General features: G+C 44.1%; 14 protein-coding genes and 1 tRNA gene. 2 read left to right on the plus strand and 13 right to left on the minus strand.

The window, feature by feature from the left end; all coding sequences use genetic code 11:
- Nucleotides 1-234: 234 nt before the first annotated feature.
- Together glnL and glnG are read left to right on the plus strand one after the other, a co-directional pair.
- Entirely contained in the window at nt 235-1,341 is a 1,107-nt protein-coding gene (gene glnL / locus HYN46_RS07005; RefSeq protein WP_114898706.1) for a nitrogen regulation protein NR(II), read from the plus strand.
- A gap of 3 nt (nt 1,342-1,344) precedes the next feature.
- Entirely contained in the window at nt 1,345-2,841 is a 1,497-nt protein-coding gene (gene glnG, locus HYN46_RS07010) for a nitrogen regulation protein NR(I) (protein WP_114898707.1), read from the plus strand.
- A 212-nt stretch (nt 2,842-3,053) separates the two neighbouring features.
- Here the strand turns inward: glnG and HYN46_RS07015 are convergent, their stop codons facing one another.
- The 13 genes from HYN46_RS07015 to dapD form a co-directional block, all read right to left on the minus strand.
- Complete coding sequence (locus HYN46_RS07015) at nt 3,054-3,494, minus strand: RHS repeat domain-containing protein (protein WP_322887821.1); 441 nt, start codon at nt 3,492-3,494, stop codon at nt 3,054-3,056.
- A gap of 66 nt (nt 3,495-3,560) precedes the next feature.
- On the minus strand, nt 3,561-4,010 hold the full coding sequence (locus tag HYN46_RS07020; RefSeq protein ID WP_114898709.1) for a hypothetical protein: 450 nt from the start codon (nt 4,008-4,010) through the stop codon (nt 3,561-3,563).
- 2 nt (nt 4,011-4,012) lie between these two features.
- A complete protein-coding gene (locus HYN46_RS07025) occupies nt 4,013-8,632 on the minus strand; it encodes an RHS repeat-associated core domain-containing protein (RefSeq protein ID WP_114898710.1) in 4,620 nt (1,539 codons plus the stop codon).
- 89 nt (nt 8,633-8,721) lie between these two features.
- On the minus strand, nt 8,722-8,919 hold the full coding sequence (locus tag HYN46_RS07030; protein WP_114898711.1) for a hypothetical protein: 198 nt from the start codon (nt 8,917-8,919) through the stop codon (nt 8,722-8,724).
- A 545-nt stretch (nt 8,920-9,464) separates the two neighbouring features.
- Nucleotides 9,465-9,680 (minus strand): hypothetical protein, encoded by a 216-nt coding sequence (locus HYN46_RS07035; RefSeq protein ID WP_114898712.1) that lies wholly within the window; start codon nt 9,678-9,680, stop codon nt 9,465-9,467.
- Nucleotides 9,677-10,240: a hypothetical protein gene (locus tag HYN46_RS07040; protein ID WP_114898713.1), complete on the minus strand. Its 564-nt coding sequence runs from the start codon at nt 10,238-10,240 to the stop codon at nt 9,677-9,679. The genes HYN46_RS07035 and HYN46_RS07040 overlap by 4 nt, the downstream gene beginning before the upstream one ends.
- 17 nt (nt 10,241-10,257) lie before the next feature.
- On the minus strand, nt 10,258-12,693 hold the full coding sequence (locus HYN46_RS07045; protein WP_114898714.1) for a hypothetical protein: 2,436 nt from the start codon (nt 12,691-12,693) through the stop codon (nt 10,258-10,260).
- Between the two features lie 3 nt (nt 12,694-12,696).
- On the minus strand, nt 12,697-12,888 hold the full coding sequence (locus HYN46_RS07050) for a helix-turn-helix transcriptional regulator (protein ID WP_114898715.1): 192 nt from the start codon (nt 12,886-12,888) through the stop codon (nt 12,697-12,699).
- A 153-nt stretch (nt 12,889-13,041) separates the two neighbouring features.
- A complete protein-coding gene (locus tag HYN46_RS07055; RefSeq protein WP_114898716.1) occupies nt 13,042-13,767 on the minus strand; it encodes a hypothetical protein in 726 nt (241 codons plus the stop codon).
- Nucleotides 13,768-13,892: 125 nt separating this feature from the next.
- A complete protein-coding gene (locus HYN46_RS07060) occupies nt 13,893-15,221 on the minus strand; it encodes a tyrosine-type recombinase/integrase (RefSeq protein ID WP_114898717.1) in 1,329 nt (442 codons plus the stop codon).
- A gap of 164 nt (nt 15,222-15,385) precedes the next feature.
- Nucleotides 15,386-15,470, minus strand: a tRNA-Leu gene (locus HYN46_RS07065).
- An 87-nt stretch (nt 15,471-15,557) separates the two neighbouring features.
- Complete coding sequence (locus tag HYN46_RS07070; protein WP_114898718.1) at nt 15,558-15,983, minus strand: hypothetical protein; 426 nt, start codon at nt 15,981-15,983, stop codon at nt 15,558-15,560.
- Between the two features lie 110 nt (nt 15,984-16,093).
- Nucleotides 16,094-16,918, minus strand: coding sequence for a 2,3,4,5-tetrahydropyridine-2,6-dicarboxylate N-succinyltransferase (gene dapD, locus HYN46_RS07075; RefSeq protein WP_114898719.1), 825 nt, complete (start codon nt 16,916-16,918; stop codon nt 16,094-16,096).
- Nucleotides 16,919-16,964: the final 46 nt, after the last annotated feature.

The raw sequence follows: 16,964 nt of genomic DNA on the forward strand, positions 1-16,964 counted from the left end.
ACAGTAGAAGGTCTTAACTTGACCTTTCAGTTTCAGACTTCAAAAAGTTGGCTTGTAGTTTGCTTAGAGGAACTATAGAACATGAAATCAAGTTTGTTCCATCATGATGCAATAGGCGCGTTTTTAGGCATCGGAACGAAGAGTCTCATTACAAATGACAACTTTAAAGTGCACTTTTATCCAGTGGAAGGCTCATTGAATGATCATATTACGCATAATCAATAACGGTTACTTATGAATATTGAACAATATCAAAGAATAACAGATCACATGCTGACTGCTATTATTCTGGTGCGTTCAGACCTGAGTATTGAGTATCTTAATCCAGCTTGTGAGGCACTTTTAGAGCTCAGCCAATTTCGAGCTTTGAAGCAGCCACTGTTATCCATCTTGATTGATCAGGATGATCAATTTGATGCACAAGTTGCCTTATCTCGCTTATTGGCAAATGGACAACCCTATACGCGTCGTGAAGCCGTTTTGAAAATTGGTTTACGGGATAAGGTTGTGGATTACACCGCTTCATTGATTGTTGATAACGATGCGCCTGACGATCGTGCACGGCATCGTATTTTATTTGAAATTCAACCGATGGATCGTTTACTGCGTATCAGTCGAGAAGAGCATCTCACTCAGCAACATGCGATTGCAAGACAGCTTGTACGCGGGGTTGCCCATGAAATCAAAAACCCTTTAGGAGGGATTCGAGGCGCAACGCAGCTTCTTGCTCGGACATTGCCAGAGGCTGGGGCTGAATACACCGATGTCATCATCAGTGAAGTAGATCGTTTGCGCCATTTGGCAGATACCATGTTGGGCTCCAGAAAGCCACCAGCCTTTGCACTGGTCAATGTGCATGAGCCATTGGAGCGAGTTCGGGCATTGATACTCAGTCAATTCTTAAGTCAGTTTCCAGCAGATCAATTACAAGTTATTCGTGATTATGATCTTTCACTGCCAGAAATTCGTGCTGACAAGGATCAGTTAATTCAAGTCATGCTTAATATCGCTGCCAATGCAGTGCAAGCCATGACTGAGAATAAAGACCATATGCAGGGGCGTACGCCTACGCTGATTTTTAGAAGTCGTATTTTACGGATGTTTACGATTCATAGTGTGCTGCATCGCAGCGTGATTCAGTTAGATATTGAAGACAATGGACCAGGCATTCCAGAAGAACTTATTGAGTCGGTGTTTTATCCAATGGTTACAGGACGTGCAAACGGGACTGGACTTGGCTTGAGCATTGCACAAGATATTATTCATCAACATGCTGGAATGATTGAATGTCATTCCATACCGGGCAAAACCGTGTTTAGTTTATTTTTACCTTGGGAGTAATTTATGTCGAACGAGACCATATGGATCATCGACGACGATCGAGCCATCCGTTGGGTGCTGGAAAAAACGTTCAAAGAAGAAGGGTTGAATGTTGTCAGTTTTGAGGAAAGTCAAAGCGCGCTGGATCGCCTAGAAACAGAACAGCCCGATGTAATTTTGACTGACATCCGTATGCCCGGCATGGATGGACTGACTTTTCTTTCTCGTGTTAAACATAAATTTGCGGATTTGCCAGTTATCATTATGACTGCGCACTCTGATCTGGAGTCTGCCGTATCCAGCTATCAAACAGGAGCTTTTGAGTATCTACCGAAGCCCTTTGATATTGATGAGGCATTAGCATTAGTACAGCGTGCAATACAGCATACTGCTCAAATCGCCGCAAAAAATAATGATGACTTGGCACCGACTAAACTTGTTCGTTCTGTTGATATCATCGGTGAATCCCCTGCGATGCAAGAAGTATTCCGTGCGATTGGACGTTTGGCTCAGTCGCATATTACCGTACTGATCAATGGGGAGTCTGGGACAGGGAAGGAGCTTGTTGCCCATGCCCTACATAGACATTCCCCGCGGACTGCAAAACCTTTTATTGCGCTGAATATGGCTGCAATTCCCAAAGACTTGATCGAAACCGAGTTGTTTGGACATGAGAAGGGTGCTTTCACAGGTGCCAATACTCAGCGCCAAGGACGTTTCGAGCAAACCAATGGAGGCACCCTGTTTCTTGATGAAATAGGTGATATGCCTTTTGAAACGCAAACTCGATTGCTTCGCGTATTGGCTGAAGGTGAGTTTTATCGTGTAGGCGGACATGTCCCTGTTCGAGTCGATGTACGGATTATTGCAGCAACGCATCAGAATCTTGAAAAACTAGTACTGGAAGGTAAGTTCCGTGAAGACTTATATCATCGTTTAAATGTGATTCGTATTCATATTCCTAAACTTAGTGAGCGTAGTGAAGACATCCCAATGCTTGCCGAGCATTTCTTACAGCGTGCCGGTCATGAGTTATCGGTAGAGCCAAAACAATTGCGTTCAGAAACAGCTGCGTATTTACAGCAACTGCCATGGCCGGGCAACGTGCGTCAGTTAGAGAATACTTGCCGCTGGTTGACGGTCATGGCGAGCAGTCGTGAGATTTTGCCGACAGACCTGCCACCAGAGCTGCGTGCACCTAGTGCCGCACCTTCATCGCCGTCAGTTAAACCTGTCGAGTTTAGTACGTCTCCAACAGTTTCAACGGCTACTGCAACTTCAGGGCAATGGGAAGAAATTCTTGGTGCGTGGGCGCGTCAGAAGCTCATGACAGGGGAGCAACAGATCCTTAATACCGCAACACCGATGTTTGAACGTGCCATGATTGATGCCGCACTTGAGCATAGTCAAGGGAAAAAACGTTTAGCGTCTGAGCTCTTAGGATGGGGGCGTAATACCTTGACTCGCAAGCTTAAAGAGCTTGGGATCTCAACGGTGGATGATGAGGATGATGCGGGATAAATAGTTTTTTAGTCGAGATGCATTGATGAGTTTCCCAATGCCTCTCGACACGGACAATTAATTTTTTACCAATAAAAAAGCAACCTAGAGAAGGTTGCTTTTTTATTAATGCAAATTAATGGTGGGATGGAGGCAATCGAACTTTATATTTAAAATACTGTTATATATTAATAAATTTTAATTATTGTTTTTTTGGGTGCTCACTGGGGTGCTCATTTTTCAAAGCACTTCCATATTGTTACTTTTTGTTGTAGTGCGAAGTATTTACTTATAAAGCCATCATGATCTTCATTGCCCACAATACCTTTTACTTCATCTTTGTAGGCTCTACTTAAGACGCACTCTGATATCTGTCTTTCGGGTTTCGATGCCAGCCCCAGTGCACTACTCATAGCACCTGCTGAAGAAGGAAGTAAGCTTTCAATGATCGTTGCCATACCAGGTGCATTTATATAAACATAATTCGCGCCTTGGACAACATAAGGAGTCGCTATCATAATCGCATATCGTGCAGCGATTATTTCACCAACACATAAATCTTCAATGCATAACCCTGTCGAATCAACTTGGTTAACAGGATTATTCCCCGTATATGCATAGGGATTTAACCCTGCTTTGAGTCCAAGGGGATCAGGCTCCATGTAGATACCCACGATAAAGTTGTACTACCAGTAAAATTGGTAGTACAACTTTATCGTGGCATCATAGTTATGATTCTGTTATGTCTTTTTTAGCTCAATGATCAGATTTGAAAAATCAATTTCACCAACACCATCACTACACTCTAAAATTATTGCATCATCAGTTTTCTTTATAACTATCCCAGCATTCCCGACCCAAGCTTGCATTAGGTCATCAATTTTCCATATATTCCAGACAATTAGTTCGCAGCCACTTTTTGCCTTAACTAATAACTCAACCTTATCTGGGCTAGTGTCAGCCCATAACACCGCATCTTGTATTTGCTGCTCATTTACAATGAGAACTCCTTTCTTAATCCCTATCCTGACACCCTGCAAGAAACGGGACTTTACTTGCAATCTACTCAATATAAAACGATGATTTCCTTTTTCCAACTGAATGCGAAAACTGGGGAAAACTTCAATCCCATTTACTTCAATTGCTCCACCTCTAGTTTTTTGAAATGAAGCTGAAAGTGTTTCTACCATATTTAGTATCCTGGGCGTCTATAAGTATCAACCGCAGCATGATCCTGAGGCCATCGAGGTATAAAATCTTTGCCTCCATCACGTTTAGGTATAGGTTCATGGCTTAACTCCATTGATTCCATATCTCCTTTCATATCATTGTATCGTTGTGGCGCAGAACCCTTGCTCATTCTTTCTGAATTTTCTGCACCATATTTCTCAGCCGAATTTGCAGTAGCATTTTCATTTTTCCAGAAACGAGAACGCACAGTAGACCATGCAGGTTCATTACCTTTAGCAGTAGCTTTGTAAACATCATCTCCGACCTTCCAGCCCTTACTAGCTACTACCCCCTCAACTTTCGCTGTAATTCCCCCCAATGCGCTACTCACAGCCCCTGCCGACGATGGCAGTAAGCCTTCAGCAGCAGCAGCTATACGCGGTGCATTCATATAAATATAATTGGCGCCTTGGACAACATAAGGAGTCGCTATCATAATCGCATATCGTGCAGCGATTATTTCACCAACACATAAATCTTCAATGCATAACCCTGTCGGATCAACTTGGTTAACAGGATTATTCCCCGTATAAGCATAGGGATTTAACCCTGCTTTGAGTCCAAGGGGATCAGGTTCCATATACCGACCCAACTCAGGGTTGTAGTAGCGATTCTGGTTATAGTATAGACCTGTCTGTTCATCATAGTACTGACCCGGAAAACGCAGATTCATTTGGATTGAACCCGTCGGCTGACGATTGCCAAATGCATCAGGGTCCCATGACCATACTACTTGCTGATTAGAGGCATCTACGCCACGACGTGGTTTATCTTGCTGATCGGTAATCAGATAGATAATACGATTATTGGGATACAGTGCGGCAATCGGTTTCTCACCCAGCCAAACGTATTCGACAATCATATTGCCTGTAAGACCATATTCACCGATTAGATGACTACTTTCATCATAGACATATTGACGATCAATATAGGAACCACCTCGGAAAGTGCGCTCATTCTTAAAGTTGTAGTCCATGTACATGCCAGTATATTGCGGCATACTGGGATTACTAGCTTCTTTACGTCGACGTCCCTGATAATCATAAGTAGAAGCACCATTGGTATAGTCGAGCATTTCTCCAGTTGGCAACCACCAAATGCTTTGAGACTGGCCATCTTTACTCCAAGAGGCCATTTTATTGCCTGTATAACCATAGGTGACATTATTTGATTTTAGACCGGTGTTGCCCGTACCCGTTAGGGTCTTACGGTTGCCGTTATCATCATAGCTGTAATTCACCCCATATCCAGGACCTGATTCACCCGTGATTTGAGCATTATTGTCATAGTAATAAATATAAGTGCCGACATTGGCGAGATCGATAGTCGATATACGACCATCTGCATCATAAGAGGGGATGGTATCAAACAACTGACCACCTGAGACATTCGAGCTACGTACACGTTTGATCTCATTAGCATCATTACGCTCAATCCAATAAATCGTGGCTCCATTTCCCCATTGCCAGCCTTGCAATTGGTTGCTGCCATCGTAAGCGATGGCATTGGCAATATATTGGTTGTTGACCTTGACACTGCTTATAAGTCCATTGGCATAGCTATAATCAATCTGATTACCTGATGGCAGTGTGATGTGAGTACGGCGACCTGCATTACTGTAGCTATATCCATTACTCAAGGCAGAGCTACTATAGCCCCATGTGACGGGTGTATTATTGTGCTGCGCCTTACTGATGATGCGCCCATACGTGTCGAAGCCATAGCCTGTGACACTACCATTACCTGTCCTAGAGAATACGTTATCTAAACGACCATAGCCGGTATTGTCATATGTATAGTTGTCTGCTACGAGTAATTGCTGATCGGTATTCCCCCCATTGAAGTAGCAAGTATTACCCTGCTTTCGACCAAGCTGATCAATGTTGTTATAGTCACAACGGCGAACATCGTGGACAGAAGTGGTGAGGTCATTGGCAAGGTTATAAGAGTAACTGGATGAGCCATAATCATTATTGCTCTCTGTACTTAAGATATTTTGATTGACGAACGTCCGGTTTGATCCTGCGTAATTCGCAGCCTTAGTCGAAAACTCATTATCTGCACTATCAAAATCTTTGGTATCGACTTTACCATTGCCATCCGTATGTGTAGCGACTCGATTTAAGGCGTCATATGTCCAATAGTTATTGATGCCATACGCGGTTTGCGTCCGATTGAGATTCCCATTCGGATCGTAATAAGTGATTACCCAACGCAGATTGTTTCCAGAACCTTGCTTGGTGTAACTAACTCGACCATTGCCATCAATTCCATACCATGTGCTTTCGGTCAAAGCGCCAGACGCATTAAAATGCACTAATCCATTGAGCACGTTATTGGGGAAGTAGGTACGGATTTCTGAGTTGCCATTGGCATAGGTTGTTTTGGTTAAACGTCCTAATGCATCATATTCAAACTTGGTGATGATTCCATCTTCATCAGTACTCTGATAAAGTTGATTCAAATCATTATAGTTATTGGTCGTAACTAAGCCTGTAACGCTAGTACCATTCCATTGCCCATGGATTTTTGTGGTGAGATTATAATGACCATCATAGATTAACTGATCACTCAGCCCATCAGGTGTAGTAATGACTTGAGGCTGACCCGCACTGTTGTAATTATAGTAGCTCGTCGTATAGCTCGTATCACCGCTCGCCCAAGTATGTCCAACCTTACTGGTTTTTGAAGCGATGTTACCAAATTGATCATAAGTATAGGATACGGTATCATCGACATCAGAACGTGGCCCATCAAATGTTTTCAGTAAGCCGTAATTTGATTGAGTAGGATCTTCATAGTAAGTATAGTCAAATGTTTGCGTTGCACTTCCTGACTGAGTATAACTTTTAACTGTTCTGGTGACTCGACCCGTTGGTGCAACGGTATTGGTAACCGTCATCAAAGGGATGTTGTTAGTAATATTATATTTAATCGTTGTTGGGATGTTATACGTGTTCGTGGAACCATCAGATAAAAGTCCATAGTCATAGGTCGTTGTTCTTGCCTTAGCAGTACCAACAGCTTCTTCAACTGTTGCGACACGATTCATACCATCATAGGTAAAGTGCGTATGGTTACCATTGTAATCGTAGATATCCTTGACATTATTAAAATGAATATCTATATCTTCTTGACTAACAGGAACTTTATTATAAGTAACGCATGGAAATCCTGTAAATTTGAAAGTAGTATAAGGGCTATTGCTATCTGCAAATGATGCAATTTGACCGGATGTGGTTTGAGATGACCCTGCCGAATTAAAGTCAGTCGTGAAAGTCGCATAACTTGTAAAAGAAGCCCCAGAGATAACACCATTTCCCCATGCAGTGCGTCCAACACTTTGCACATTCTTTGGTGACAGTGGTTGATAAGAATTAGTCAGCATTGTCCATTGGGCACCGGGACCATTGCCATAATCCCAATGCAACTGTGTTAAGCCCGCTGTATTCTTGACGTTGTTTAAGACTTGGACTTGGTACTGAGATCCAAAGTAATTTACTCCATTAAACTGTGCAGTAGACAAAGCTGCTGGAGTATAGGTGTAGGTTTCAGTCCCATATAAACTGGATGTAGCACTTGAAATAGTATAAAAACGTTGATTCTCTTCATTCTTAACTCTGAAATTTGCCCAATCAGAAGCTTGATATTGATAAGTTGCTGTTTGCTGATCAGGAAATGTGCTTCCGTTCGATGCAGTTAGGCTAACCTTCTGGACATAGCTTCGGATGGCCCAGCCGTCCATAAATTGTCCACGTGTAAACGTTAACAAATGACCTCGATTATCTGCAACTGACAGTAATCCTACACCACCCCAAGTTTCGTAACTTAAACCCAATCTGCGGCCATCAGGATAGGTGACACGAACCATCTTATAGACGGCCGTTCCATCATCCGCTGTTGATTTCTTATACTGAAAATCGTAAACAGTCCCGAGATTGTTGACTGAAAAAGAAAGGTTTGTGATTGTTGTTGAGCCACTATACATGATCAACTTACGATCACGATGGTCAGTTGATATAGAGCCGATATTATCCGCGCCGCCAGCATTACCATCGCCTCTAGCGATATAAGCCGCTTCAAAGATCAATGGTGTCGGAGAATATATTCTCTGAACACTCCTAGTGTTCAAGTTCACAATATAATATGTGTCATCTTTATCGCCAGGTAATCTCAGACGCATAATAGCTTGAACACCATCACCAGCAGGTGCTACTAATACATAATTGTTATAATTATCCGTCCAACCTCCTATGGATTTCAAACCATTGGTCATATCATCGGTACGATTCTGATTATAAGATAAGGTTGTTTCGTAGTGCCTTGAATACGTTAAAGGACCTGTAATATCTGTTTTATCGTATTCTGTCTCCTCACTAAGAAGATCACGACCTACAGTACAGCTCTGTGTATTAGGCATTTGTGCGGCTTTATATTGAGATTCCGCCATCGCAGCATATGCGGAACTATGCAAAATAATAAATAAAATACCCATCAAAATAGTGACAAACATCGAAAGCTTTCGGATTGATTCAGATTTGTTCTTTCCAACTTGCTTGTCGGCACTATTGAGTATCATCATTTTGATTATTCACATAAATTATAAAGTCGGATAAGAGGATCACTAGAGGACACTCTTGCAAAAAAAGGGAGGATCGTTATGAGTATGGGTTAACTTGCAGATTGCACAGGTCTAGGCAAGTCTTTGAAATCACCGGGTTGATTCGCTAGATCAATCGCTTCTTGCTGATGTTGTTTTGTGATCTTGTCGGCTTTACTTTCACAGCCAGCCAAATTCATCAATAATAGAATAGAGATCGTTGCCCAAGTGCAGCCAATCAATTTTATACTGGGTATATTGCTCAACATTCTGTTTTCCATGAATGAACCTGCCTCTTAATGCTGCTAATAGAATTTTATTGAATGGTTAAAATTACAATAACTATACCATAATTAGCATAAATTTGAACGAATTGCGGCATCGATAATGCAACAAAATCGGCATTGATACGATTAAGCGATTAACTGGTTCACCAAAAACAACAAACCCGCACAATGGCGGGTCTGGTGCTTAGAAATTTAGTTACACGCGCTCGAAAGCTATCGTCTAAATCTCCAATGCCTCATCAGATAGACGCCACACTATCATCTTAGTTGCAAGGAAAAATCCTTGATCACCTGGCAGGCTTTCCAGAGTTCGATAAGGTTGAATTATTTTACCGAAGCCTTAGGGAAATGACTACAATCTGTAAACAGCTAGAGCACTCACTATCCTAGTTTGTAAAGGTAACTTATTTCAGAGCAATAACATGATTAAATTAAATAAAACTATATTTTTCACTTAAGCCCAATTCAGTTCGTTCGGCAAGAAAAATATTTTTCTTGCGCGTGGGTACGACTCTGAAAATAACGACTCAAACCCGCTTGATTGCCTCCCGTTGTTCTTTCAGCATGTCATTAGATTCTTTAACCAGCCGCCGTAGCTCTTGACGCAAACCGCCTTTGTAGGCATTCATAGCGCTAATTGCTTTGCCCTCTGGAGTTTTTGCGCCTGTGGATTTAAGCCATGGTTTAACGCGGATGATGAGTTCACGCTGGGCTTGGCGTCGTTCCTCTGTCCATTCGCTCATGAGTTGACCTCTTGCTTGTTGCTAAGCTTGCTCGGTACTGATTCGCTTTGATTGTGAGCGAGTACATCATGAGCTTGCTGGGGTTGCGTTGCAGGAGCGCCATTGTTGATCTGCTGGTTCTGGGCAATATTGGCTGTCTTGGCATAGACCACTGGCGGGTTCTTGACGGCTGCAAGTGTTTCCAGTGTAGCGCGACATTGGCTCTGGGCTTTCAGCGCGAGGCGTAGAAAGGTTTCGTATTGCTTGACGTATTCTTGACTCGATGCCTTGCGTGCCAGACTGACAAATAGATTATTTAAGGCAATCGACTGACTCATGAGCAAACGCTCGGTATGTTCCATTGAATTGTCTTGTATGAGTTGTCGGGTGGCTTCTTTGCAGGCGTCAATCATGTGATTGAAGCTGACATCATTCCCCGTATAGTTTTTACTATACGCTTCAGTGACGGCGGCACTGCTGACTTCGGGGGATAATAGCCATCCAGCGGCTTTATCTTTCTTCTCTTTTTCGGTCAATTTTGAGTCCAGTTCGAGAATGGCTGTTTTGGTCTTTGTAGTCATGGATTTGCTCCTATGCGTCATGCATTATGTATTTCACGGTTTAAATCTGGCTTTCGATGTGCATCATGTACACCAAGTGCACTTTTTTCAGTGAATCGGGGCTGTTTTAGGCTGTCGGGTGTATGTGGTGTACTTGATGCACTTGGTTCGGTACTTTTAGGCTCGGTTTTGTATGTCGGTGTTTCATAGCGCAAGGTGCAGCCAAAACCATTTCTGCTACGTTTGGTGTCCTTGCTAAGATAGATGCCGATCTGTCGCATGGCAGGCTTGAGACGTTGGATCAAGTCGGCTAATCCCTTGGCAGATTTCACCCATGTGTCGTTATCCTCGCGGTAGTGTTCCAGCTCGTTGAGTAGCTGCTGCACCGTACCGACAAAGCCACTGGGTCTTTTTCTTAACAGTTCCTGCATGGCCATGGCGACGGGGGAAGCCTCTAACGTACGATAAATGCCATCTTTGCGCCGTTCTCGATAATCGTGAAGGAAAGTTTTGGCAGGTTGGCCGTGCGCCTGATAGACCGCTTCACCCAACAACGTAAAATCCGCCATACGGGGTAGGCGTTCGTCGGATAGGTCAACATGTGGTAGCTGGGCGAGTGCACTTACAAACACGTCCAGCAAGCTGCTAAAAATCCCTGAGTGATGGATTTGCCAATAGTCGTCGAGTTCTGATTCGGTCACGGTATTGGATAGCACGGGCAGGTCGATATGAATCGCACGGTCGAGTAAATCCTGCGCAGTGACGATGACAGAGATACCATTTAGGATGATGGGCTTTTTAAGGTCGATCACCGTTTCATCTGTATTGGTATATAGGGTGCGACTGGCAAAGCCGCCGCCAGTGGCAAGGGTACAGAGGGCGTCCTGATAGTCTGCCGATAGGTGAGACAGGTTTTCATAGCTGACCAAGTGACTATTACGGGCATTGATAAAAACGTCATCCTTGTTCTTAGGGGCGGTGCGTAGGTTGCTGCGATTAGGGTCAATCAGATTTCTAAGGGCGTCCTGTGTTGAGCTTTTGGCGCTGCCTTGTTCGCCTGATAGCTCCAGCACGACATAGGGTGTTTCGGGTCGTAGACATTCCAGTAGCCACGCCACAATCAAGAGGCGTTCCGATTCGGGGATGTTGGCGACTGCCCATAGGGCATTTAGATTGCCTGCGCCAGCGGTAGGCATTGGTAGCTGGCGCATTGAAGATGATCGGGTAAAAAGTACAGACGGCTGATCGATCACTTGCCAGCCTTGCGCACTGATCTTGACGGCTTGCCATGTGTCGTTGCATAAGTCTAGCCAGTACGCGCCGTCATGCTTGGCGGTACGGCAGTTGACACTGACTTGATCTCCGTCAAACTTGGCGCGGCCTGAAAGTGAGCTGATTGCGGCTTTGAGCGATAAATCGCTCGGGGCTGTGCCTTCGCTTTTGTAGTAGGCATAGGATAGCCATTCTTGAAACGACTTGCTGTTGAGATGCCAGCATTGCCGTACGTTGCCCACGGTTAATATCGCGTATGGTTCTGAGTCGGGATCGTGCACGAAGGTACACGCCGATGATGCCACGTCGATCAGCATTGAACAGGTATCGTTATAGCCACTTTCATCGGATTGACCGATAATCTCGCGTTCAATGTCTGCCAGCTTGACCGCTTTACACTGTTTAAGTCTGACCCGTAAACGCGCCCATTCAGGTTTGCTGGTCATGTAAATGTGCTGAAATGCTGCGAGGGTCTGCGCTTCCCACAGTGCACCGACGTTCGGATTGTCACGGTCATTGGCCTGTAGAAAGGCATATTCAATAGTGGCAAGTGCGTCGGTGGTCTGGGTGTGGTCTGCTGCATCTGTGAGTGCTGTTAGCTCGGCTGTTAACTCTGATGTGGGTTGATACTGATTTATTGGTGCGGTAAGCCCTAAAACTTGTATGGGTAAGTCTTTAAACCACGCTTGATAGGTCGTCGCTATATCACAACCTACAGGCGCGTAGAGCTGCGCATAGCCAGCCATAGACCATGACTTGATGACGTGGGTCATATTGCCGCCGTCTTTAGGCACAGGATCATGCTTGCCGCCATAGTCGCGGGGTGTGAACGTTAACAGGCAGGGTAGGCCAGTGCGTGAGATTGCAAAGGCTGCCTCTGGGCTGCTGACCACGAATAGCGGTTTATCTTTGGCGGGTGTGCCAAGGACTGTCGCGCCGACGGGGTAAGGCTCTGGATAGTACACGGGTTTATCGGCACGAAATGGCGATAGGAAGGCGATACCAACGATTGCGCGCTTACTGTCGTACATGGGCAATGCCAGCCAGCCGCCTACCGATTTGCCGCCTATGTCGCCGTCTGCGTGCGATGTATAGAACGGCGTAGCTGTCAAGCCGTATTGCCCGTAGACGTCGTGCTGGGCGTCGGCACGGGGAAATGTTGCTAATAACGTCTCTGGGGTGGATTGCTCTGGGGGCTTCATAGTTTATCCCCGTGCTGCTTTTTTTGACTCGATCCATGCGGTCAGTTCGTCTGCGTCGTAGTAGACGGGTGACTGTCGGGTCTCGCCTAGCTTGATGGGTTTCGGGAAAGTAGGGTCTTTGGCTGCGAGCTTGAATAGCCCGTTTCGGCTCATGGCGAGGTCTTTGCAGACGGTGGCTTGTTTTTTGAGTGGCATATCGTAATCCTCATAGTGCACCGTTCAGGGGGAAGCGGTGCGGTATGAGGGATCTAAGCAAATGCTTATGCTGTGAGAGCAAGCGTTAAAGGTGTAAGGGCATTCAATATTTTTGCTATCACACCATATTTAAAGTATTGTTTATGAATGTTTTTAATGGGTAATATCTTTAATTTGTCTTAACAGCTTTACCCCACCTTTCTTTGCGCTGGGGTGACGGCAAATTTTGTCGATAGCATCCTGTATCTGCTTTGCTTCTATATGTGGATGGTTCTCTCTGATCCAACTCGTAACAGTTTCTTGCTTTGGTGGGGGCATTGTTTCTGGATCAAAACCGACCCAAAAATGCTTGACAACTGCTTCCGCGACTTCAAGAGCTGGAGTTGAATATGACGATATCAGTACATGATTGTTGGCTTGGGGAGTGCTTATGGGCGCTGCGTAGTTGATGGCTGGTGTCATTGGTTCTATATAACCGTTTTTATTCAGCCATTTTTCTAACCCTTTTCTGCTGATTTTTGTTTGATGGACAACAATATTATCTAGATCTTCTAGCCCTAAATTTAAAGGAGTAATATTTTCAAACCATTGAGTATAGTCGTTTTCTCTGCTGACAAATGCTATCTTGCAATCAATTTCACTAGTACAGACAGCTTGCTTAATTGCCCTAATCATAATCGCCGCGTGTTTCCAATTGGATTGTTCATTCGTTTTAAGAGAACCAATCAAAATACTTTCATCTCGAATACATTCATAAATGAGAGGGTCAATTCCTGCTGTTAGCAATGCTGCCTCAACAATGCTAAACAACTGTATATCTTTCCAATGAGTCAAGTCTGGATTTCCAGCTTTGCCGTGCAACTCCCGTAATGTCGCCATTTTTCACCTCCAAAAATGCTATCTAGTAACTTTGCTAGATTGGTGGCATGAGCCTGCCATTTCATTTTTAGTTTATCATAAGATTTATCTTACGAAAACGTTTGGTGGCGTGTGGTGCAAAGTTTCTAGCTAGCGACTTTTGGAAATGGAACAATTTTAACGCCGTTTAGTCTTTCTTTGATGATCAATCCATAATCATGCGGGGTAGTGTGCTCTTGACGATTTTGGTCTAGATAGTCGCTCCACCAGTTCATCATGCTGCGTCGCTCTTCTAAAAACTCTGCCATGTGTGTATATGCCCCGCGTACTTCGTTGCGCTCCTTGTGGCTCATCTGGCGCTCAACTGCATCTTCACTGTAGAGTTTGGACTGAATCAAGGCACTACAGGCCATGCCTCTAAAACCGTGTCCACAGACATCTGTTTCAGTGTCATAGCCCATTCTCTGCAAAGCCTTGTTCACCGTATTTTCACTGATAAACTTTTTAGGGTCATCACGACCAGGGAACACGTTTTCATAGTTGCCGCTGTATTGCTGAATTTGTCGTAAAATTGCGATTGCTTGAGGGGACAGTGGAACAAGATGCTCCTCTGCCATCTTTGCGCCACGGTCAGAATAACGCACACCCTCTACAGCTTCACGACTTGCGGGGATTACCCATTGCTGCCGATCAAAATCTATTTCTGTCCAGCGTGCAAAGCGTATCTCGGATGATCTACTGAATACATGCAGTGCAAGTAGGGTGCAAAGGCGGGTAATTGGTGCGCCTCGTTGGTAAAGGTCAATGCGATGGAAAAACTCTGGCAGACGGTCATGTTTTAATTGTGGATAGTGCTTCTTTTTCTTGGCAATCAATAAGCCATCCATTTCACGGGCAGGATTATGTTTTACATATCCTTTCTGAATTGCATAGCTAAATATCCGCACAAGGTGAGCTTTCAAGTCACGCGCTACACGGTTGATGCCTTTATCGTCAATGGCGGTAATGGCTTGAGCAATGTCTTGCGGTTCAATGTTATCAATAGGCTTGTGACCTATGAGGGGAAATAAGTGATTTTCAAATTTCCGCATGGTCTTTAGAGCCGTATCATCTCCCCATGCTCCTTTGAGTGTTAGCTCGGCATGCCATGCGCGGGTAATTTTTTCTAATGAATGGGCGTTTTCTTTCTTTGTTAGCTGTAGTTCTATTTGTTCTTTGGGGTCTATGCCGTTAGCCAGCATAGATTCAAATTCACGCCGCTTGTCCCTTGCCATTGTCAAGGTAACGGCGGGGTAGTCGCCTATGGTGATGATCGGTGTCCCATTGTGGTTTTTATAGCGGTAGCGCCACGTTTTTGTACCCGACGGATTTACACGGAAGATCAGACCGTCACCATCGAATAGTTCATATCTACTTTGTTTTGCCTTTGCGGCAACACATTGAGCATCTGTTAGGGGCTTGGTGATTTTTGCCATGATAAAACCTCATGAAAGCGGGGTGCTCATTTGGGTGCTCATTATTCGTGGCTGTATTATGGCATATGGATTCGTATGGTGCATAAAAAAAGGCCTAAACCCTTACGGTTTAAGCCTTTAGTGATTCATATGGAGTCATGTTGCAACGTATGAAATCGTGTAAATGGTGGGGATGGAGAGACTCGAACTCTCACGTATTGCTACGCCAGAACCTAAATCTGGTGCGTCTACCAATTTCGCCACATCCCCAGCGGCGCGTATCATAACAAGATCGATGATAACTAGATAGCCTTAGTCTGATGGTTTTATGCATTTTTGTGATTGGAAGGCGAAGAATTAATCACTTGATGCTTGAGTTGTTGTTTCTATCTGATTGATAAACGACTTACCCTCTTTATAAAGGGTATAACACTGTCCAATTGGATCAAGATGATCATAAAGACGCAATGTAATGGTCTGCCTTCTTGAAAAGTCTCCGTAAGGATGGCCTTCAGGAAATCTCTGAGATATTCGTTCTTTAACCCGTTTTAAAATCCAAGGATGAGCCTCAATTTCAATATGGAGCAGATGTGCCTTACGTCCATTTTTTTGAACCCATATCGCTAGCTCATCACTCATACGCTGAAAATGATTGGAAAACTCTTCAAAATCGTCTGCACTAAATTGCACAGTTCTTATTATTTTTCTAAATAAAAATGAGCCCGTTTGCTCATCTGAAACAATATAAAAATGATGCTTCGGATCTTGTTGTAATGTTGACATTTGGCTTTCCAAATTTCAAATCAGGTTTCAAGTCAATTGAAATAACTGCACAAACAAGAATGACATCGCTGATAAAGTTCTTGTTTGTGCTATTGGTTTAATTCAGGTAATTAATCGACGCGAAGCAGTTCATTCAAACCAGTTTTTGAGCGGGTTTGGGCATCTACTTTCTTTACAATAACCGCAGCGTAGAGGCTATATTGACCATTCGCAGCGGGTAAATTACCTGCAACAACAACCGATCCAGCAGGAACGCGACCATATGTAACTTCACCAGTTTCACGGTCATAAATTTTAGTGGATTGACCGATATACACGCCCATAGAGATGACAGAGCCTTCTTCAACGATCACGCCTTCAACGATTTCTGAGCGTGCGCCGATGAAGCAATTATCTTCGATAATCGTTGGGTTTGCTTGCAGCGGCTCAAGTACTCCGCCAATACCAACTCCACCGGACAAATGGACATTTTTACCAATCTGCGCACATGACCCAACTGTTGCCCATGTATCGACCATAGTACCTTCATCAACATATGCACCGATATTGACATAAGAGGGCATCAAGATCACATTGCGAGCAATGAAACTACCTTTACGGGCTACAGCTGATGGCACAACTCGGATGCCGGCGGCTTGAAACTGTGCTTCATTCCAGTCGGCAAATTTAGTTGGTACTTTGTCATAGTATTGAATGGAATCACCGCCACTCATCGGGACGTTGTCATTCAGGCGGAATGAGAGTAATACGGCTTTTTTGAGCCATTGATTGACTTGCCATGCGCCATCGATCTTCTCAGCAACACGGAGTGAACCATTGTCTAATCCTGCAAGTGCTGCTGCAACGGCATCGCGCACATCTTGTGGTGCGTTGCTTGGAGAAAATTGGAGGCGATCTTCAAACGCTTGTTCGATGAGGCTGGCAAGTTGAGTCATAGGAGAGTCCATTTAATATCTGTAAAACAAGAGAGAAGCTAATAAA

The organism is Aquirhabdus parva (assembly GCF_003351745.1).
Classification (GTDB): Bacteria; Pseudomonadota; Gammaproteobacteria; order Pseudomonadales; family Moraxellaceae; genus Aquirhabdus; species Aquirhabdus parva.

Bases quoted from the DNA above. Each gene is read 5' to 3' on its own strand.
- glnL (WP_114898706.1), top strand. From the start codon at position 235: ATGAATATTGAACAATATCAAAGAATAACAGATCACATGCTGACTGCT.
- glnG (WP_114898707.1), top strand. From the start codon at position 1,345: ATGTCGAACGAGACCATATGGATCATCGACGACGATCGAGCCATCCGT.
- HYN46_RS07020 (WP_114898709.1), bottom strand. From the start codon at position 4,010: ATGGTAGAAACACTTTCAGCTTCATTTCAAAAAACTAGAGGTGGAGCA.
- HYN46_RS07025 (WP_114898710.1), bottom strand. From the start codon at position 8,632: ATGATGATACTCAATAGTGCCGACAAGCAAGTTGGAAAGAACAAATCT.
- HYN46_RS07030 (WP_114898711.1), bottom strand. From the start codon at position 8,919: ATGTTGAGCAATATACCCAGTATAAAATTGATTGGCTGCACTTGGGCA.
- HYN46_RS07035 (WP_114898712.1), bottom strand. From the start codon at position 9,680: ATGAGCGAATGGACAGAGGAACGACGCCAAGCCCAGCGTGAACTCATC.
- HYN46_RS07040 (WP_114898713.1), bottom strand. From the start codon at position 10,240: ATGACTACAAAGACCAAAACAGCCATTCTCGAACTGGACTCAAAATTG.
- HYN46_RS07045 (WP_114898714.1), bottom strand. From the start codon at position 12,693: ATGAAGCCCCCAGAGCAATCCACCCCAGAGACGTTATTAGCAACATTT.
- HYN46_RS07050 (WP_114898715.1), bottom strand. From the start codon at position 12,888: ATGCCACTCAAAAAACAAGCCACCGTCTGCAAAGACCTCGCCATGAGC.
- HYN46_RS07055 (WP_114898716.1), bottom strand. From the start codon at position 13,767: ATGGCGACATTACGGGAGTTGCACGGCAAAGCTGGAAATCCAGACTTG.
- HYN46_RS07060 (WP_114898717.1), bottom strand. From the start codon at position 15,221: ATGGCAAAAATCACCAAGCCCCTAACAGATGCTCAATGTGTTGCCGCA.
- HYN46_RS07070 (WP_114898718.1), bottom strand. From the start codon at position 15,983: ATGTCAACATTACAACAAGATCCGAAGCATCATTTTTATATTGTTTCA.
- dapD (WP_114898719.1), bottom strand. From the start codon at position 16,918: ATGACTCAACTTGCCAGCCTCATCGAACAAGCGTTTGAAGATCGCCTC.